The 15,793-nt window shown below is 63.6% G+C and carries 16 protein-coding genes and 2 pseudogenes; 9 read left to right on the top strand and 9 right to left on the bottom strand.

Going from position 1 to position 15,793, the window contains the following annotated elements; translation table 11 throughout:
- Positions 1–3 precede the first annotated feature (3 nt).
- Positions 4–840 (top strand): NAD(+) diphosphatase, encoded by an 837-nt coding sequence (gene nudC, locus GXY47_00090; GenBank protein NLV29523.1) that lies wholly within the window; start codon positions 4–6, stop codon positions 838–840.
- A 137-nt stretch (positions 841–977) separates the two neighbouring features.
- On the opposite strand, the gene GXY47_00085 is transcribed toward nudC, so the two are convergent.
- Both GXY47_00085 and GXY47_00080 read right to left on the bottom strand, forming a co-directional pair.
- The gene (locus GXY47_00085; protein NLV29522.1) at positions 978–1,358 is read right to left on the bottom strand and encodes a hypothetical protein; all 381 of its coding nucleotides are present in this window, start codon (positions 1,356–1,358) and stop codon (positions 978–980) included.
- The gene (locus tag GXY47_00080; GenBank protein ID NLV29521.1) at positions 1,348–1,794 is read right to left on the bottom strand and encodes an RNA polymerase sigma factor; all 447 of its coding nucleotides are present in this window, start codon (positions 1,792–1,794) and stop codon (positions 1,348–1,350) included. Before GXY47_00080 ends, GXY47_00085 begins: the two co-directional genes overlap by 11 nt.
- A 93-nt stretch (positions 1,795–1,887) precedes the next feature.
- Between GXY47_00080 and GXY47_00075 the strand changes: the two genes are divergently transcribed.
- Together GXY47_00075 and GXY47_00070 are read left to right on the top strand one after the other, a co-directional pair.
- Positions 1,888–2,172, top strand: a complete 285-nt coding sequence (locus tag GXY47_00075; protein NLV29520.1) for a hypothetical protein — start codon at positions 1,888–1,890, stop codon at positions 2,170–2,172.
- Positions 2,173–2,558: 386 nt separating this feature from the next.
- On the top strand, positions 2,559–3,365 hold the full coding sequence (locus tag GXY47_00070) for a DUF218 domain-containing protein (protein ID NLV29519.1): 807 nt from the start codon (positions 2,559–2,561) through the stop codon (positions 3,363–3,365).
- On the opposite strand, the pseudogene GXY47_00065 reads toward GXY47_00070, so the two are convergent.
- Positions 3,332–5,307: pseudogene (locus GXY47_00065) on the bottom strand (peptidyl-arginine deiminase). The gene GXY47_00070 and the pseudogene GXY47_00065 overlap by 34 nt on opposite strands.
- A 149-nt stretch (positions 5,308–5,456) precedes the next feature.
- On the opposite strand from GXY47_00065, the gene GXY47_00060 reads away from it, so the two are divergent.
- The gene (locus GXY47_00060; GenBank protein NLV29518.1) at positions 5,457–6,173 is read left to right on the top strand and encodes a hypothetical protein; all 717 of its coding nucleotides are present in this window, start codon (positions 5,457–5,459) and stop codon (positions 6,171–6,173) included.
- 2 nt (positions 6,174–6,175) lie between these two features.
- Here the strand turns inward: GXY47_00060 and GXY47_00055 are convergent, their stop codons facing one another.
- Positions 6,176–7,570, bottom strand: coding sequence for an aspartate kinase (locus GXY47_00055; GenBank protein ID NLV29517.1), 1,395 nt, complete (start codon positions 7,568–7,570; stop codon positions 6,176–6,178).
- Positions 7,571–7,737: 167 nt separating this feature from the next.
- Between GXY47_00055 and GXY47_00050 the strand changes: the two genes are divergently transcribed.
- From GXY47_00050 to GXY47_00040, 3 genes are all read left to right on the top strand, one after another.
- The gene (locus tag GXY47_00050) at positions 7,738–8,664 is read left to right on the top strand and encodes an MBL fold metallo-hydrolase (protein NLV29516.1); all 927 of its coding nucleotides are present in this window, start codon (positions 7,738–7,740) and stop codon (positions 8,662–8,664) included.
- A gap of 141 nt (positions 8,665–8,805) precedes the next feature.
- Positions 8,806–10,254, top strand: coding sequence for a hypothetical protein (locus GXY47_00045; protein ID NLV29515.1), 1,449 nt, complete (start codon positions 8,806–8,808; stop codon positions 10,252–10,254).
- 71 nt (positions 10,255–10,325) lie between these two features.
- On the top strand, positions 10,326–11,006 hold the full coding sequence (locus tag GXY47_00040; protein ID NLV29514.1) for a hypothetical protein: 681 nt from the start codon (positions 10,326–10,328) through the stop codon (positions 11,004–11,006).
- 55 nt (positions 11,007–11,061) lie between these two features.
- Here GXY47_00040 and GXY47_00035 read toward each other — a convergent pair whose 3' ends face one another.
- The 4 genes from GXY47_00035 to GXY47_00020 form a co-directional block, all read right to left on the bottom strand.
- On the bottom strand, positions 11,062–11,832 hold the full coding sequence (locus tag GXY47_00035; GenBank protein NLV29513.1) for a hypothetical protein: 771 nt from the start codon (positions 11,830–11,832) through the stop codon (positions 11,062–11,064).
- A 72-nt stretch (positions 11,833–11,904) separates the two neighbouring features.
- On the bottom strand, positions 11,905–12,189 hold the full coding sequence (locus GXY47_00030) for an XRE family transcriptional regulator (GenBank protein ID NLV29512.1): 285 nt from the start codon (positions 12,187–12,189) through the stop codon (positions 11,905–11,907).
- Positions 12,189–12,512, bottom strand: a complete 324-nt coding sequence (locus GXY47_00025; protein ID NLV29511.1) for a type II toxin-antitoxin system RelE/ParE family toxin — start codon at positions 12,510–12,512, stop codon at positions 12,189–12,191. Before GXY47_00025 ends, GXY47_00030 begins: the two co-directional genes overlap by 1 nt.
- A gap of 626 nt (positions 12,513–13,138) precedes the next feature.
- On the bottom strand, positions 13,139–13,909 hold the full coding sequence (locus GXY47_00020) for a hypothetical protein (GenBank protein NLV29510.1): 771 nt from the start codon (positions 13,907–13,909) through the stop codon (positions 13,139–13,141).
- A 671-nt stretch (positions 13,910–14,580) separates the two neighbouring features.
- On the opposite strand from GXY47_00020, the gene GXY47_00015 reads away from it, so the two are divergent.
- A complete protein-coding gene (locus GXY47_00015) occupies positions 14,581–14,919 on the top strand; it encodes a type II toxin-antitoxin system RelE/ParE family toxin (protein NLV29509.1) in 339 nt (112 codons plus the stop codon).
- Positions 14,903–15,214 (top strand): hypothetical protein, encoded by a 312-nt coding sequence (locus GXY47_00010; protein ID NLV29508.1) that lies wholly within the window; start codon positions 14,903–14,905, stop codon positions 15,212–15,214. Before GXY47_00015 ends, GXY47_00010 begins: the two co-directional genes overlap by 17 nt.
- Before the next feature lie 240 nt (positions 15,215–15,454).
- Here GXY47_00010 and GXY47_00005 read toward each other — a convergent pair.
- Positions 15,455–15,670 (bottom strand): annotated as a pseudogene (locus GXY47_00005) (transcriptional regulator).
- Positions 15,671–15,793 lie beyond the last annotated feature (123 nt).

Below are 15,793 nucleotides of genomic sequence, written 5' to 3'. Positions count from 1 at the left end.
GCGATGAACCAGGATTTTTCGCCTTCCATCGACCCTCCCGGCGAGCCCGACCCGGACGCCTGCTGCTTCGTTTATTCGGAATCCCGCCTGCTGGTCAAGACCACCGGCGCCGCGCCCGAACTCCCCTCCCTGCGCGAAGTCGCCTCGCAGGGGATCGATCTCTCGCACCCTCTTTTCCTCGGCCGCTGCCGCGGCCGCGCGTGCTATGCCGTCCCCTCCACCCCCCCGTCCGAAGCCCTGCCCGGCGCCGAGTTCCGGGAGCTGCGCACCCTCTTCTCCCGCCTCGCGGACCCCTGGTACGACATCGCGCTGCGCGGCCTTCACCTGGCCGGGTGGGACGGCGCCTGCCGCTTCTGCTCCCGCTGCCGGGCCCCCCTCAATGCGCGCCGCGACATCCGGGCCAAGGAGTGCCCCGAATGCGGCCGCCTCGAGTTCCCCCGCATCTCCCCCGCCGTCATCATGCTGGTGGAAAAAGACGACACCCTGCTGCTCGCCCGCTCCCCCCGCTTCAGGAGCGAGATGTGGAGCGTCCTGGCCGGCTTCGTCGAGCCGGGCGAGAGCCTCGAGGACGCCGTCCACCGCGAAGTCCTGGAGGAAACCGGCATCGCCGTCAAGGACGTCGCCTACTTCGGCAGCCAGCCCTGGCCCTTCCCCGACAGCCTGATGATCGGCTTCACCGCCCGCTGCGCCTCGGGCGAAATCAGGATCGACGGCGACGAAATCTGCGAAGCCGGCTGGTTCCGCGCCGACAACCTCCCCCCGATCCCCGGCCGATTGAGCATCGCCCGCCGCCTCATCGACTCCTTCATCGACAAGCATTCCGCGGCGCCATCTTCATAGGCGGACAACATTTCCTCATCCCGTTCCTTGCCGGTGAACCGCCAGATTGGATTCAGACGCGGAGCTGAGGAGATTTCTTTTGTGCAACAATGCCCATACGATCAGAAACTGAACGGATTGCCCCTTGCTGCGGTTGCTTACCCGAACAAATGCGCCCGCTTTCGAACCAGGATTGTCAGCCCATTGACAGCCGCGATGTACAGGAGAGATTCCTTCAAGCCGACAGGCGGAGCATCGAGATTACTGACGTACGCAACCAGGGCTTCAGACCAGCCGGCCGGATATATCAGCCCAGAATATGCAGCAAAAGCGAACGCGCCGCAGAGGACGGGGACGCCGATCCGGAGGAGCCTCTTCGATAAACGGGGCCTTTCTTCCAGGGCGGCTAGGAGCTGTTGACGCAGCAAGCGCTGGCGGAACAAACGCCCCTTCCACTCGCCGCTGAGCGGAGGTTCGGATACGGGCAGGTACAGGGCGCCGTTTCGAAGATGTTCTTGAACCCGCAGTTTATGCATCATGATGCCTCTCCAGCAATGTTTTCAGCCTGGCCAGCGCTCTGTGGATCTGTGCCTTGACCGTTCCAACCGGCATATTCATCCTCTCGGCCAGTTCCGCCACTTTCAGGTCTTCCATATATCTCAGGGCGAGTATTTCCCGGTCCCTCACCGGAAGTCCGGATAATGCCCGCTGCACGCATTCGGCGGTTTCCCATCTTTCCAGCGCCTCGAGAGCGCTTTCGCCCGGATCCGCCGGATCGTGGGCATCATCGATCGGCGTTTCATTCCGCGTGGACGATTTCCGCTTCTGTAAATTCCGCAGACCCTCACGCCAGGCAATCCTGTAGAGCCAGGTGGAAAGTCTGCTGTGTCCGCGAAATTTGGGCAGGGCGTCGAGCGCCCTATGGAACACTATAGGCGAGACAGTCCAGCAGCGCCGGCGTGCCTGGGGCGTCATGGAATGATCTCCTTCACAGGACAAACTTGAAACTCTTTGGGAAGAGGCCTAAGTTTTATCTAACGGCTATCTCATCAAATCGAGGAGGCATCCATGAACGCTTATCAGGAGATTATTCAGCAAAAAGGATTGCCTGAAGTCGGACAGACCGTGCGCAGCAAAGCCCACGGCACTCTTTGGCGGGTCATGGAGAAAAGAGAGGTCTGGCAGAACATCGACGTGGAAGAAAAATCCAGCGACCCTCATATGGTTCCGGCCATCTATCTCACCTATTGGCGGCAGCAGGAGGGTGTACAACCGGGGGTGGGCCGAATGCTGGGCTATTTATACACCCTCTATGACAATACGTTTGAAGCGAACTGGGAACGAGCGGACTGATTGGTATCGGGATACCCGACACGAATGTCAGGGCATCCCGATAAGGATAGGATGTATCCTCTGCTTTTTTCCTCCAGGTGCGATATTCTCTTCCCGTTTCCCCTCTTCCGGCAGGCCATCATGTCGACCTAGGATATATCATCAGGACTACGGGGGCATTCCAACCGAAGATCGAGGCGATCAATGGGAGCCGCCGCAGCCGACGTTCGTTGTCGAGCAGGCCGTTCACCGCACCCGGAATTGGACAATTTGCGGGTCTGGTCACGACGCGGACCCAGGTCAATCGCACCCACTCGACGCTTGCTTCGGATCATGCCACGACTTACACTGCGCGTAGCGCCCCGGTTTTTGCGCGCGGGCGGCAACCCTTTTCCCAGGGACGACGCATGACCGATTCCGTGTATATCGCCAAGAGGCTGCTCGAGTGGGTGTTTTCCCCGGTGGGGGTCATGGTCCTGCTCCTCGCGGCCGGGTTTCTGTGGAGCGTCGCGCGGCGGCAGTCGCGCGGGGGCCCGCGCCTGCTGGTCGCGGGCGCCTTCCTGTTTCTATTGTATTACGCTTCGCCGCTCGCGAACGTCATGCTGGGGAAGCTCGAGCGGGAGCACGCGCCGCTGGTGAACCTCGCGGCGGTGCCCAAGACCGACCGGATCGTGGTCCTGGCCGGGTACGCCGAGGAGCAGCCGCACCTGCCGGTCACCAGCCGGGTGTCGGAGCAGACGCTCGCCAGCCTGGCCGAGGGGCTGAGGCTCTACCGCGCGCTCCCCGGCAACAAGCTCGTCACCTCGGGCGGGGTGGCGATCGAGGGGGAAAGGCCGGTGGCGGCCGCCATGGCCGACCTGCTCGCGGAGCTCGGGGTGCCGAGGGAGGACCTCGTCATCGAGGGGAAATCGGAAAACACCTACGAAAACCTGTTCGAGGTGCGGGCCCTGGTCGGCGAGCGGCCCTTCATCCTGGTCGCCTCGGCCTGCGACCTGCGCCGCGCCATGGGGGTGGCCCGCAAGCTCGGGCTGCACGCCATCCCCGCGCCCGCCTACATCCGCACCCTGCAGCGGGCGAAGGCGCGGGAGGGCCTGGGCGGCCGGGTGCTCGATTACGTGGGCCGGCACGTGTCGCTGCGCAATTTCGCCAAACTGCAGTGGGCGCACCACGAGTACGCCGGCTACGTCTGGTACCGGCTGCTCGACCGGATCTGACCCCTCTGGCGCGCGGCCGGCTCCTGCTGGGTGATGCAGTGGATCCCGCCGTAGCCGTACACCAGCTCGACGGCGGGGATCGCCGCGATCTCGCGGTCGGGGAAGCACGATTTCAGGATGGCCACCGCCTCCCGGTCCATCGGGTCGCCGAACACCGGCAGGAGCACGGCGGCGTTGCCGAGGTAGAAGTTGGCGTAGCTCGCCGGCAGCCACCGTTTTTCTTCTTCCAGCCAGAGCGGCTCCGGCAGCGGGAGCGGGGTCACCTCGAGCCGGTTGCCCGACTGGTCGCGGGCCGAGCGGAGGATGTCGAAATTCTCCCGCAGGACGGAGGCGTTCCCCCCCTTGCCGGAGGCGGAGGAGGCGCAGAGCACCCGGCCGGGGGCCACGAAGCGGGCGAAATCGTCGACGTGCCCGTCGGTGTCGTCCCCGTCGATGCCCGATTTGAGCCAGATCATCCGCTCGGTGCCGATGTGGGCGTGGACGATCTCCTCGATCCGCTCCCGGCAGAGAGCCGGGTTGCGGTTCGGGTTGAGGAGGCACTGCTCGGTCGTGAGGACGGTCCCGAGACCGTTGACGTCGATCGAGCCCCCTTCGAGCACGATCCCGGGGCGGAAGACCCGGTCCGAAAGGGTGGCCGCCACGGCGTCCCCGGTGGCGTCGTCGGGGAGGATGTCGTCGTACTTCCCCCCCCAGGCGTTGAAGCGCCACTTCACCGCCGCGCGCTCCCCCGTTTCCGGGTGGAGCAGGAAGGTGGGGCCGTAGTCCCGGATCCAGACGTCGGCGCTCGGGATGGGCAGCAGCCGCACCCGGTCCATGACCGCGCCGTGATTCTCGAGCATCCGGGCGACGCGGACGCGGGCGGCTTCGTCGTCGACCAGGATCCGGACGATCTCCCCGCGCGACAGCGCCCTCACCATCCGGCAGTAGATCTCCTCCACCGCGCCGAGGATGTTTGCGGGGAAGGTGAGGGGGTTTTTCGGCCACGAGAGCCAGGTGGCCTCGTGTTCGGCCCATTCGGCCGGCATCCGGAAGCCGGCCGCCTTCGGTGTTTCGAGGTTGTTCGCTTCCGTCATGACGCCGTCCCCCCCCGTTCCACGATTTTCCGGTACTGGTCCGGGCGGCGGTTGTGGAAGAAGCGCCACCCTTCTCTCACCTTGCGGCCGTGGGCCGGGTCGACTTCGGCCAGGACCACTTCCTCCCCCGCCCCCGCGCGCACGAGGGTTTTGCCGAAAGCGTCGATGACAAAGGAGCCGCCCCAGAACTCCATCCGGTCTTCCGTGCCCGCGCGGTTGACGGCGGCCACCACGCAGCCGTTGGCGATCGCGTGCCCGCGCATCACGTTTTCCCACGCCTCCCGCCAGTCCCCTTCTTCCTCCGGCATGCCCCGCACCCGGCCGATGGCCGTGGGGTAGAAGATCATCCCGGCCCCCATCAGGGCGTTCACCCGCGCCGCCTCGGGAAACCACTGGTCGTAGCAGATCAGGGTCCCGATCTTCCCCCTGTCCGTGTCATGGACCTGGAACCCGAGGTCCCCGGGGGTGAAGTAGTCCTGCTCGAAGAAACTCTCGTCGTGCGGGATGTGGATCTTCCGGTATTTTCCCAGAAGCGTCCCCTCCCGGTCGAACGTCATGCAGGTGTTGAACCGGCCGTTCGGGGCGTCCTCGTAGACCGACCCGGCCACGAGGATCACGCGGTTTTGCGCCGCAGAGCGCGAAAGGGCGCGTTCGCTCTCCCCGGGGATCGATTCCAGGAACGGCGCGCCTTTCCCCTCCGGGCCGCGGTACTGGGCGAAATAGCGGGAGGTGAACAGCTCGGGCAGACAGACGACGTCCGCCCCCCGGCGGGCGGCCTCCGCGACGAGCTCGCACGCGCGCGCCCGGTTGCGCGCGGGTTCGGCCTCCATGACCATCTGCGCGAGTCCGATGACGACCTTCCCGACCATGGTCCGCTCCTTTCAGCCGAATCCTGCCACAACCCGCCCCCCCGGGCAACCGCCGGGAACGAGAAGCCCCCGCTCTTTGCTTCCGGGGCGGGTTCCTGTATTGTACCCGAAGGCGAAACGCCCGTTGACGGGAGGAGAAAAAGAACCGCATGCCCCAGATGGATGCCTTTTCCTGGAACCTGATCCTGGCCACGATCGCGATCGCCGTCACCCACACCCTGTTCGGCCCGGACCACTACCTCCCCTTCATCATGCTCGCCCGCGCGCGCGGCTGGAGCCGGGCGCGCACGGTGGGGGTGACCGCGCTCTGCGGCGCGGGCCACATCCTCTCCTCCCTCGTGCTCGGAGCCCTGGGGCTGGCCGCGGGGAGCGCCATCGCCCGCATCGAGGCCCTGGAGGGGATGCGGGGGGACTGGGCCGCCTGGGGCCTGCTGGCCTTCGGGCTGGCCTACCTCGCCTGGGGCGTCCGGCACGCCGTCCGGAGCCGCCGCGGGATCGCGGCGCACGCCCACGGCAGGGGGGTCCACATCCACGCGCACGGGGACCACGTCCACGCCCACTCCGCCGGCGCCGCGGGCCGCTCCCAGCTCACCTTCTGGAGCCTCTTCATCATCTTCGTCCTCGGCCCCTGCGAGCCCCTCATCCCCCTTTTCGTGCTCCCGGCCAGCCGCGGCCGCTGGGACCTGGCGCTGGCGACCGGGATCGTTTTCGGCGTCATCACCATCCTCCTCATGGTGGCGGTGACGCTCGTGGCGCTGAAGGGGCTCAGCCTGGTCCACTTCGGGCGGCTGGAGCGCTGGACCCACGCCATGGCAGGCGCCGTCATCGCGCTTTCGGGCGCCGCGGTGCTTTTCCTCGGACTCTGACCCTAGGCGAGCTGGAAGGCCTCGTGGATCGCCCGCACCGCCCGGTGCGCCTCCGACTGGTCCACGACGAAGGAGATGTTGAGCTCCGAGGAGCCCTGGGCGATGGCGATGACGTTGACGTCGGCCCGGGCCGCGGCGGTGAAGGTCCTGGCCGCGATCCCGGGGACCCCCCGCATCCCCTCCCCCACCACCGCGATGATGGAGACGGAGTCGCGGACCCGGACCGCCTCGACCGTCCTGCGGGCGAGTTCGGGGCCCAGCTCGGTGCGGAGTTCCTCGACCGCCCGGCGGCAGTCCTTCTCGGGGATGATGAGGCAGACGTTGTGCTCCGAGGAGGCCTGCGAGATCATCATGACGTTGACGCCGACGCGGGCGAGCGCGGCGAAGAGGCGCGCGATGACGCCGGGGGCCCCCATCAGGCCGCTCCCCTCCACGGCCACCAGGCCGAGCTTGTCGATGGAGGTCACGTTCTTGACGATCTTCGCGGAGCTGCTGCCCGAGCTCGAGATCAGCGTCCCCGGGTGGGCGGGGTTGAAGGTGTTCTTGATGCGGATCGGGGTGCCGTGCTCGATCGCCGGCTGCATGGTCTTCGGGTGGATGACCTTGGCCCCGAAGTACGACATCTCCGCCGCCTCCCGGTAGGAGATCTCGCCGAGCGGCGCCGCCCCCTCGACCACCCGGGGGTCGGCCGTCATGACCCCGTCGACGTCGGTCCAGATCCAGATTTCCTCGCTGCCGAGGGCGGCCCCGACGATCGAGGCGGTATAGTCGGACCCGCTGCGCCCGAGCGTGGTGGTGATCCCCTCGGGATTCGAAGCCACAAAGCCCGTCACCACCGGGACGACGCCCGATTCCACCAACGGGAGGAGGGCGCCGCGCAGGGCGGGGTTGGTCACCTCGAAGTCGACCGCCGCCTCGCCGTAGCCGCTGTCGGTGCGGATAAGGGGGCGCGCGTCGACGAAGCGGGCGGGGATCCCGCGCGCTTCGAGGATGGCGGCGATCTGCATGCAGGAGAGGAGTTCGCCGAAGGAGGCGATGGCGTCGAGCGAGCGGGGGCTCAGTTCCCCGAGCAGGTGCACGCCGCGCAGGAGGGTCTCGAGCTTGTCGACGAGCTCCCCCTGCTCCCGGACCAGGCGGTCCCTGGCCTCCCCCGGCTCCACCAGCGCCGTGACGATCTCGAGGTGCTTCTCCCGGAGCCGCTCCGTATTGCGGAGGCCCTCCTCCTTCCTCCGCTCGAGCGCCAGGTGCGCCGTGCCCAGGAGCAGGTCGGTCACCCCCGACATCGCCGAGGCCACCACCACCGGCCGGCAGGAGAGGTTGGTGCGCACGATGGCCGCGACTTCGCACAGGCGCTCTGCGTCGCCGACCGAGGTCCCGCCGAATTTCATCGTAATCATAGGTAACCGTCCCCCACAATTTCATGGCGCCGCCCGCCGGCGGGCGCCGTTCCGGGGGGAAAGGATATCACACTCTCCGCCCCCGGACCCCGGTCAATGGAGATAATGGCGCAATCCGCCCCCGGATGCGGTAGAATATCCGCTTTATCGACCCAAGGAGGATTCCGATGTACCGGAGGAAGCACCCGCCCATCGCCCTGACGCCCACCCTTTTCCAGCTGGGGACCCCGGCATTCCCCGCCTTCCTGTCCCTGGGCGAGAGCGCCATGCTGATCGAGGGGGGCACCGGGCCCACCTTCCCCATCCTCGTGGAACAGATCCGCTCGCTCGGCGTCAGCCCGGAGAAGATCCGGTTCATCGCCCTGACCCACACCCACGCGGACCACATCGGGGGGATCCCCCATTTCAAGCGCATCTGGCCCCACATCCGCGTCATCGGGAGCGCCGCGGCGGAGAAGATCTTCCAGAAGCGCGACCTCTTCCACGAGTACCTCCTGGCCGACACCGCGATCGCCCAGATGATGAAGGCCAAGGACGAAATCGAGGACCTGCCGCCGTTTCTGACCGATTACCATTTCGGGCTGGACGCCGTCGTGCAGGAGGGGGAACGGATCGACCTGGGAGGGGGCGTCGTCTGGGACGTCTACGAGACCCCGGGGCACTCCCCCTGCCACGTCTGTTACCTCGAGCGCTCGGAGGGGACCTTGGTGATCGGCGACGCCACCGGCTTCTACGTCCCGGAAAAGGACGCCCTGTGGCCGAACTATTTCGTGTCGCTCCCCGGTTACCTCGACAGCATCCGGAAAATAGCCACCCTGCCGGCCGCGCGTGCCGTCCTGAGCCACAACTGCGTCCTGTACGGCCACGTCCGGGAGCACCTCGAGTACGCGATGAAGGCCACGGAGAAATACCACCGCGGGCTGCTCGCGCGCCTGGAGGCGGGGGAGAGCGCGGAGAAGATCGCCATCGACAGCGCCCGCTTCGTCGACGGGATCACCGACATCCAGCCCTTCCGGGTCATGTACGACCTCAGCCGGCTCCTGATCAACCGGTCGCAGAAGGCGGGGCCCGACGTCTCGTTCGCCCTCGAGTAGCCGGGACCGGGACGCCGGGGCCGCTCCCCGAAGTTGCGTTTCGCTCTGGCCGCAAAAGAGTGTACAATCGCCCCATCAGCGCCGGGGGTTTTCACGCCTCCGGCACCCGAAGCGAAATCACCGGATCCGATGGGAGGCCTCATGACACTCCGTGCAGGCAGGCGTACCTTCATAAAAACCACCGCCATGGCCGGCATCGCCGCAACCCTCCCGGTTGCCGCCCCCGCGGGTCAGGACGCCGTCGTGTCGGCCGTAAGGCCCGGCCCAGGGAGAAAGCACCTCCTCGTGCTGAGCGATGACCCGAAGAGCCACGAAGGGTGGATCGGGTCCGTCCAATCAGCGTCGGGACAGAACCTCCGGGTATCCTCCCTGAAGGTGGACTACCAGAAGCCGGATGACCTCATCCGCGTTCTTCGGGCGCAGCAGATGGATATCCTGCTCCTGTGCCTGCCCCGTCTCACCTTCAATTTCGGAAGCCTGTATGACTCCATGGGTGATCTGCGCGTTCCGGTGATCGTGCTGTCGGCAAACCCCGAGTTGATCCCCATCGACGCCAACCTGGTAGCCTCGCTGCGGGGGAATGGGGCCAACGTCCGGTTCGCCCTGTCCCGCGAGGAGGCGGCGGAACTTGTCGGCATCGTCGCCGCACCCCGAATCCTGGAGGGCCGTCGCGCGGTGCTCTTTGGAAAACCGTTCGAGTCCACCACCGTCCCCGCCCGCAACCTGACCGAAGACAAGGTCTACCGGCAAACGGGCGTAAAGATGGAGTACCGCCCGCTGGCGGAACTGGCGTCCCTCTACAGAAGCGCCGATGAAACGGCCGCCCGAAAGGAAATGCAGCGGTGGAAGGGAGAGGCGACCGAAATCGTCAATGTCCCGGATGAAACGATCCTCGATGTTTGCAGGCTTTATGTGTACCTGCGCGCCATGGTGCAGCGGGAGGGCCTGTCGGCCGTGTCCCTGGATTGCCTCGGGTTTACCATGAGCCCCAACCCCATCCTGCCCTACCCTTGCCTGGCGTTTGCCAGGTTGAGGGACGACGGGATTACGGCTGCCTGCGAAGCGGATGTGTGCGGCATGCTGACGTCGATGTTCCTGGAGAGAGTCAGCCGGAAGCCCTCCTTCATGTGCAACCTCATGTCGCTGGATGCTCCCCGTTCCAAAATCGTCCTGAGCCACTGCACTTCCGCGCTCGGGCTCGAGGGCCCGGCGGCGCCGCCGCTCCCGTACAGGCTCCACAACTACCACAATTTCGGCAAGGGGGTGGTGCCGGAGGTCGCTTTCCCGCAAGGGAGGGAGGTCCTGCTCGGCGCGTTCAGCAAGGATCTGAAAAGTTTTGCGGCATGGCCCGGCCGCATCCAGAGCCAGGTGAAGGATACCGAAAAATCCTCGGCCGGCGGAGGTACGCCGCTCAACGCGTGCGCGAACACCATGGAGGTGAAAATCAGGGACGCCGGCCGTTTCCTCCAGAACGTCAACGGGCTCCACCAGGTGATGGTTTTCGGCGATTACACCAAAACCGTCGGAGACGCGTTGTACGGCATGAACGTGAGCCTGGTCGGGCCGGCGGAATTCAACCCTCCGGCGTGAATCCCTACCGGTCCGCACCGGCGGCAATGCAGCCCGGGGGCATCCCGGGTCCACGAAAAGGAGAAGCAGCCATGATATCTGTTCCGGAAAAGCAACAGGGGACGACCAGGCGGGGATTCGTGAAGGAACTCACCGGCAACGCCGCCGGACTCGCCCTGGCCGGCATTTTAGCGGCCGCGTTCAGGCCGCTCCAGGAGAGCATCGCCCAGGAAATCGGCGGGCCCGGGGCTTCCGCTTCCCGGGCGCCCGGGTCGAAATACCGCAAGTGTTTCCTCAGCGAACTGACCGCGGAGGAAAAGGAAGTCGGCTACGGCGCCATGAAGATGTTTACGGCCTTCGCCGACGACGACATCATCGAAGGGTGCAACTATTTTTCGGTCATGTGGATGGGGGAAAGCGCCACCAAGATCATGGGGCACGGCCCGCATACGCACCCGGTCGCGGAAGTCCTGGTCGCGCTCGGCGCCGACCCCGGCAACCCGATGGATCTGGGGGCGACCTTCGAAATGTACATGGGCGAGGAGATGGAAAAGCACGTCATCGACAGGTCGACCCTGATCTACGTGCCTCCCGAAACCGTTCACTGCCCGTTTACCATCATAAAATGCACCCGCCCGTTCATCTTCATCCAGGCGCACTACGGTCCCAAGCTGGTGGAAACCCCGAGACAGGACCTGGTTCCGGCGGAGATGAGGGACAAGTACATTTTCATCAAGAGCGACGGCAAGTCGGAGAAAAAGCCGAAGAGGTAGACCCGCAAGGGCGGCTGCCATCGGCGGGACGGGGACTGCCGGCGTAGTTGTCCCTCTACTCCAGGCTGAACATCGGTTCTCCGCCCAGCTCGGCCAGGATCGCCCGGGCGCACTCCTCCTGCGCCGCCGTTCCCGAGATTGCCAGCCAAACGGCCCCTTCGGCCCCGCCAACCCCGCCGGCCGCGACCAATTCCGCCCTGGCGCCGGCAAGGGTCCCGACGGCCTCGAGTTCCGTCACGACTTCCCCCGGAACGGGAAGCATCCGCGCCCCGCTCGCGCCCGGCGCGTCGAGCCGTGCGGCAAGGTCGTTCAGGCCGGTCGAGACACGCTTTTCGAGCCCGACGGGAAGGATGAGGCGAACGCGCCTTCCAACCACCGCCCCGAGCGCGGCCACGATGGTCCCCCCCTCCGGGTGCCCGATCAGGATGCCCGCCCCCTTCCCTGCAGGGTCGACGGCATTAGCGCCCTTGAGAATGACGTCCCCCTCCCCGAGTTCATCGACGACATCGAATATGGTCTTCCCCTTCAGCCACTTCCCTTTCCGGATGACGACATCGCCCGGGAACCCGCCCTCGTCGGCTAGCCGGCCGGTATCGGTCGTCTTCGCGCACGGCGGCAGGGTGATCCCGCGGAAAAACCGCTTGCGCGCGAACCCCTCTCCACAGCCGCACGCGTGCAGCAACTCCTCGGCCACGTATCCGTTGGTCGTTCCCGCGACAATCACGACGGTACCGGATCGCAGCGCCGTTCGTATCGCCGCGTGGTTGACCAGCGCTTTGGCGATCAGCCGCTTTCCGGCGGCCGGCGTGATCACGGTCTGGATCATATCGTTGGTCCTCTCCGCCGACGTTTGGCGCCAGCCGCCTCAGCCCGGGTATGTTGCTTTTCACGCTCTCTTCTACGCCGCTGTCTTGAGAGTCACACGCATTCCGGCCTTTGTCGCCAGAATGATCAACATTTCGAGGCTGAATTTTTCCCACTTCCCTCTCGTAAGATCCGAAATTCTCGACTGGCTTACACCCAGCATTTCGGCTGCTTCTGATTGGGTAATCTTCCTGGTTTTGATGAACTTGCGGAGACTTGCCATGAGATCCGCACGCATCTGCAGAATAGCCGCTTCTTCCGGTGAATAGCCGAGATCCACAAAGACGTTTCCGGATGATTTGACGACGGATTCATTCATCACTTGCCTCCAAGCTCCCTGAATCGTTTACGAGCCAGTTCGATGTCATGCCTATTGGTCTTTTGGCTCTTTTTTTGAAAGGCATGCAGCACATATATGGCATCACTCAGTTTTGCCACGTAAACAATTCGCCATTCACCCAGTACATGGATGCGTATCTCCTTAACGCCAGAGCCTATAGATCTCATAGGCCTGCAATTTTGAGGCTCCAGCCCATTTTGCACGGCGCGCAGTTCGAAGCCTGCAATTCTTCGGGCATCTTCAGGAAAATTCCGCAGCTCATCCAGACTCGATGCGACGAACCTCAACTCCTTGACGCCCATATCGGTATTATATAAATCTTTATATATTTCGCAAGCTTAACCGTCTTTGGGGCCTCGTACCCTGACCCTTGGCCTCGGAAAGGCACTCCTGACCAGGTCCCTGTCAAAGGCATGTCCTCACGACCGGATACTCCATCCATGATCAGGCAGCTCCTTGTGCACATCCTATTCTTTCATTCATCTGTGCCGCGGATATGCAAATATTAACGCGCGCCGGCGGTCGAGTTCCTCGCCCTGCTTGCACGATGCCGCCCTCTTTGGTAGGAGCGAGCCCAAAGCGTGGGCATACCACGTCGAGGCACCGATGCGAAAGGACTGCGTCAACTCCTGGACCCACCCTGGCCCGTGGGCGCGCCAATTTTTGGCGCTGGTCAGGCGGTGGCCCGTGACAGCGGCTTCCGAGTACGGGTTCCTTCCGCCGCGCTCAGGGCCGTGCGCCCGCCTCCGGCATGATCTGTCGCAGGTGATGCTCTACATGCCGGACATAATCTTCGATGATCCACTTCAACGTCACGGGCCGAGGGTCGCCCACATCACACAAATGCTCCAGCGTCGCCGGATTCACGCACGCGATGACATGCACCATGTGACGATTGTATCTGAACCAGAGGGGCATAGTTGTCCCTCTACTCCAGGCTGAACATCGGTTCTCCGCCCAGGCCGGCCACGATCGCCCTGGCGCACTCCTCCTGCTCCGCCGTTCCCGAGATGGCCAGCCAGACGGCCCCTTCCGCTCCGCAAACCCCGCCAGCCGCCACCAATTCCGCCCTGGCGCCGGTAAGGGTCCCGATGGCCTCCAGTTCCGTCACCACTTCCCCCGGAACCGGAAGCATCCGTGCCCCGCTGGCACCCGGCGAGTTGAGCCGCGCGGCGATGTCGCGTAGGCCGGTCGAGACCCGCTTTTCGAGCCCGACGGGAAGGATGAGCCGAACGCGCCTTCCAACCACCGCCCCGAGCGCGGCCACGATCGTCCCCCCCTCCGGGTGCCCGATCAAAACGCCCGCCTGCTTCTCTGCAGGGTCGACGGCATTGGCGCCCTTGAGAATGACGTCCCCTTCCCCGAGTTCATCGACGACATCGAATATGGTCTTCCCCTTCAGCCACTTCCCTTTCCGGATGACGACATCGCCCGGGAACCCGCCCTCGTCCGCTAACCGGCCGGTATCGGTCGTCTTCGCGCACGGCGGCAAGGTGATGCCGCGGAAGAATCCCCTGCGCAAGAACCCCTCTCCACAGCCGCATGCGTGCAGCAACTCCTCGGCCACATATCCGTTGGTCGTTCCCGCGACAATCACGACGGTACCGGACTCCAGCGCCGTCCTTATCGCCGGGTGGTTGGCAAGCGCTTTGGCCATCAGCCGCTTTCCGGCGGCTGGCGTGATTACCGTTTGGATCATATCGTTTGTCCTATTCGTCAACGTCAGTGTCGTGGCCCGCCGTTTTCCTGGTCGCCTCTCCCGCTGAGCTCTTCGTATCGCTCGAACGGGCCGGTGGGGTCGGTATCAAACCATCGGGCATGAAATCATAGCTATCGCGTGGCTGGTTCGGGTAAATCGTCATTGGAGTCACGCGTACCGGGTTCATCTTTCTGATCGGGCACAGCTTAACATCTTTTTGGATTTTGGTGTTTGCGGAATGGACTGCAAAATCAGCCAGCCGGATCGGAAGGGGAGGCCGGAGGCTCCGCCCATGGACCCGCGAAATTTCGTTGTCTGTAGACCGGGCGCACAATTCCGAAATCCTCACATGCTTCGCGATTACGCTCATCTACCTTCAAACATTCCGCCGCCAGCCTTATCAATAAATCGGCCTGGCAATCTATATGGGGACCGGATCTTCCCGGCAGTTCCCAAAAGGAATCGGGAATAGTGCCGCAAGCTAGTGACCGTGAATTGAGAAATCATTGACCGGCTCATTATAAGTGCTTAATGGATGCCCAGCGCTCGGGGGATGGGATTCGGCCTCTCTGCTATCTGAATTTATGTGGTGTTTTAAGGTGTTCCGTTCCCAATTTATTCGCGGTTTTTGGGTTGCCCTATATTATCATATGTGATATTTTTGAACGACGATGAGGCTGATAATAAGGGAATATCTCTCAGCCGATGGCAGAAACCATTTCCGGGAGTGGCTGGACTCGCTTGCTGTCTCAGTTAAAGCCCGAATGCAAGCAAGGGTTTTCCATTTTGAAATGGGCAACCTCGGCTATCACAAGTCCCTTGGCGGCGGCGTGTGGGAAGCGCGCATAATGTTTGGTCCGGGATATCGGATCTATTTTGGGAAAGAAGGCCGCTCCATCATTTTGCTCTTGCTTGGCGGCGACAAGTCATCTCAAGCTGGCGATATCCGCAAAGCGCGGATTCTCTGGAAAGAATACCTGGGGGGAACACGACATGGCACGGCGGACTAAAGACTGGAACGAGGGTTTGGCAAACGATCTGAGAAACCCTCAATTCGCCCGTGAATTTCTACTGGCCGCGGTTGATGAGGGCATTTCCTTGCAGCATGCGCTCGGCAAGGTGATCCGGGCCATGGGTGTCAAGGAGTTCGCTGCAAAAATCGACATGGAAAGTCCCAACCTGCTGCGCGCCATCAATCCGCGCCACAACCCGACGCAGTCAACGATCAACCGCCTTCTGAATCCCTTCGGGCTCAAGCTAAGTCTGACCCCTATCCAAAAAACCAAACGAAGCCATGCGGCATGATTCTGCGGCGCTGAGATTCAATCGCAATGCACTTCCCTTCCCGGCTGCCGCTATTGCTTTTGTAAACACAGGGTTACTCTGCCGCCAAGTATAGTCTGAAGGTAGTTGAAGAGACCCTGAGCCGATAAAGGAACCGATCCATGCCGTACCGGGAGAGCAGAAGATTAAAATCTTCCTTGTCGGTTTTGGCGCGGTTCAAAAGCCGCTGAATGATCGAGTGGGCAACGTTTTTGCCCTGGTTCATACCGTTGCCTCCAGATAGGGCCGCATGATCTTCGATACCCTGTCGATTCCGGCGGCTTCCACCAGTTCGTCCATGGTGACTTTACGCGACCGCCAGGCCTCGCGGAGCGCTTCGATGGCGACATCGAGACCGACCTTGTTGCGGAACTTGAAGCAATCGGCCACCGTCTTTGCAGGACTGTAGATTTTAACCGCCACGCCGTTTATGAGTAAGCGTGCAATAATCCCCACATTCCCAAGGGCCTGGTGAATGCTTATGATACCCCCGAAAAATGGGAGGAGTCATGGCACTCAAAACAGGACAAGCCACCAGCCAGGTCTGGCGGCAGCACGTCG

The organism is Acidobacteriota bacterium (assembly GCA_012729555.1).
In the GTDB taxonomy this organism is placed as follows: Bacteria; Acidobacteriota; UBA6911; order UBA6911; family UBA6911; genus UBA6911.
This window is presented reverse-complemented; position numbering and strand designations above follow the sequence as displayed.

What these genes read in the sequence shown, in the direction of transcription:
- GXY47_00075 (NLV29520.1), top strand. Translation starts at nt 1,888, where the DNA reads ATGAACGCTTATCAGGAGATTATTCAGCAAAAAGGATTGCCTGAAGTC.
- GXY47_00015 (NLV29509.1), top strand. Translation starts at nt 14,581, where the DNA reads ATGAGGCTGATAATAAGGGAATATCTCTCAGCCGATGGCAGAAACCAT.
- GXY47_00040 (NLV29514.1), top strand. Translation starts at nt 10,326, where the DNA reads ATGATATCTGTTCCGGAAAAGCAACAGGGGACGACCAGGCGGGGATTC.
- GXY47_00025 (NLV29511.1), bottom strand. Translation starts at nt 12,512, where the DNA reads ATGGGCGTCAAGGAGTTGAGGTTCGTCGCATCGAGTCTGGATGAGCTG.
- GXY47_00085 (NLV29522.1), bottom strand. Translation starts at nt 1,358, where the DNA reads ATGATGCATAAACTGCGGGTTCAAGAACATCTTCGAAACGGCGCCCTG.
- GXY47_00070 (NLV29519.1), top strand. Translation starts at nt 2,559, where the DNA reads ATGACCGATTCCGTGTATATCGCCAAGAGGCTGCTCGAGTGGGTGTTT.
- GXY47_00035 (NLV29513.1), bottom strand. Translation starts at nt 11,832, where the DNA reads ATGATCCAGACCGTGATCACGCCGGCCGCCGGAAAGCGGCTGATCGCC.
- GXY47_00055 (NLV29517.1), bottom strand. Translation starts at nt 7,570, where the DNA reads ATGATTACGATGAAATTCGGCGGGACCTCGGTCGGCGACGCAGAGCGC.
- GXY47_00080 (NLV29521.1), bottom strand. Translation starts at nt 1,794, where the DNA reads ATGACGCCCCAGGCACGCCGGCGCTGCTGGACTGTCTCGCCTATAGTG.
- GXY47_00060 (NLV29518.1), top strand. Translation starts at nt 5,457, where the DNA reads ATGCCCCAGATGGATGCCTTTTCCTGGAACCTGATCCTGGCCACGATC.
- GXY47_00010 (NLV29508.1), top strand. Translation starts at nt 14,903, where the DNA reads ATGGCACGGCGGACTAAAGACTGGAACGAGGGTTTGGCAAACGATCTG.
- GXY47_00050 (NLV29516.1), top strand. Translation starts at nt 7,738, where the DNA reads ATGTACCGGAGGAAGCACCCGCCCATCGCCCTGACGCCCACCCTTTTC.
- GXY47_00045 (NLV29515.1), top strand. Translation starts at nt 8,806, where the DNA reads ATGACACTCCGTGCAGGCAGGCGTACCTTCATAAAAACCACCGCCATG.
- GXY47_00030 (NLV29512.1), bottom strand. Translation starts at nt 12,189, where the DNA reads ATGAATGAATCCGTCGTCAAATCATCCGGAAACGTCTTTGTGGATCTC.
- GXY47_00020 (NLV29510.1), bottom strand. Translation starts at nt 13,909, where the DNA reads ATGATCCAAACGGTAATCACGCCAGCCGCCGGAAAGCGGCTGATGGCC.
- nudC (NLV29523.1), top strand. Translation starts at nt 4, where the DNA reads ATGAACCAGGATTTTTCGCCTTCCATCGACCCTCCCGGCGAGCCCGAC.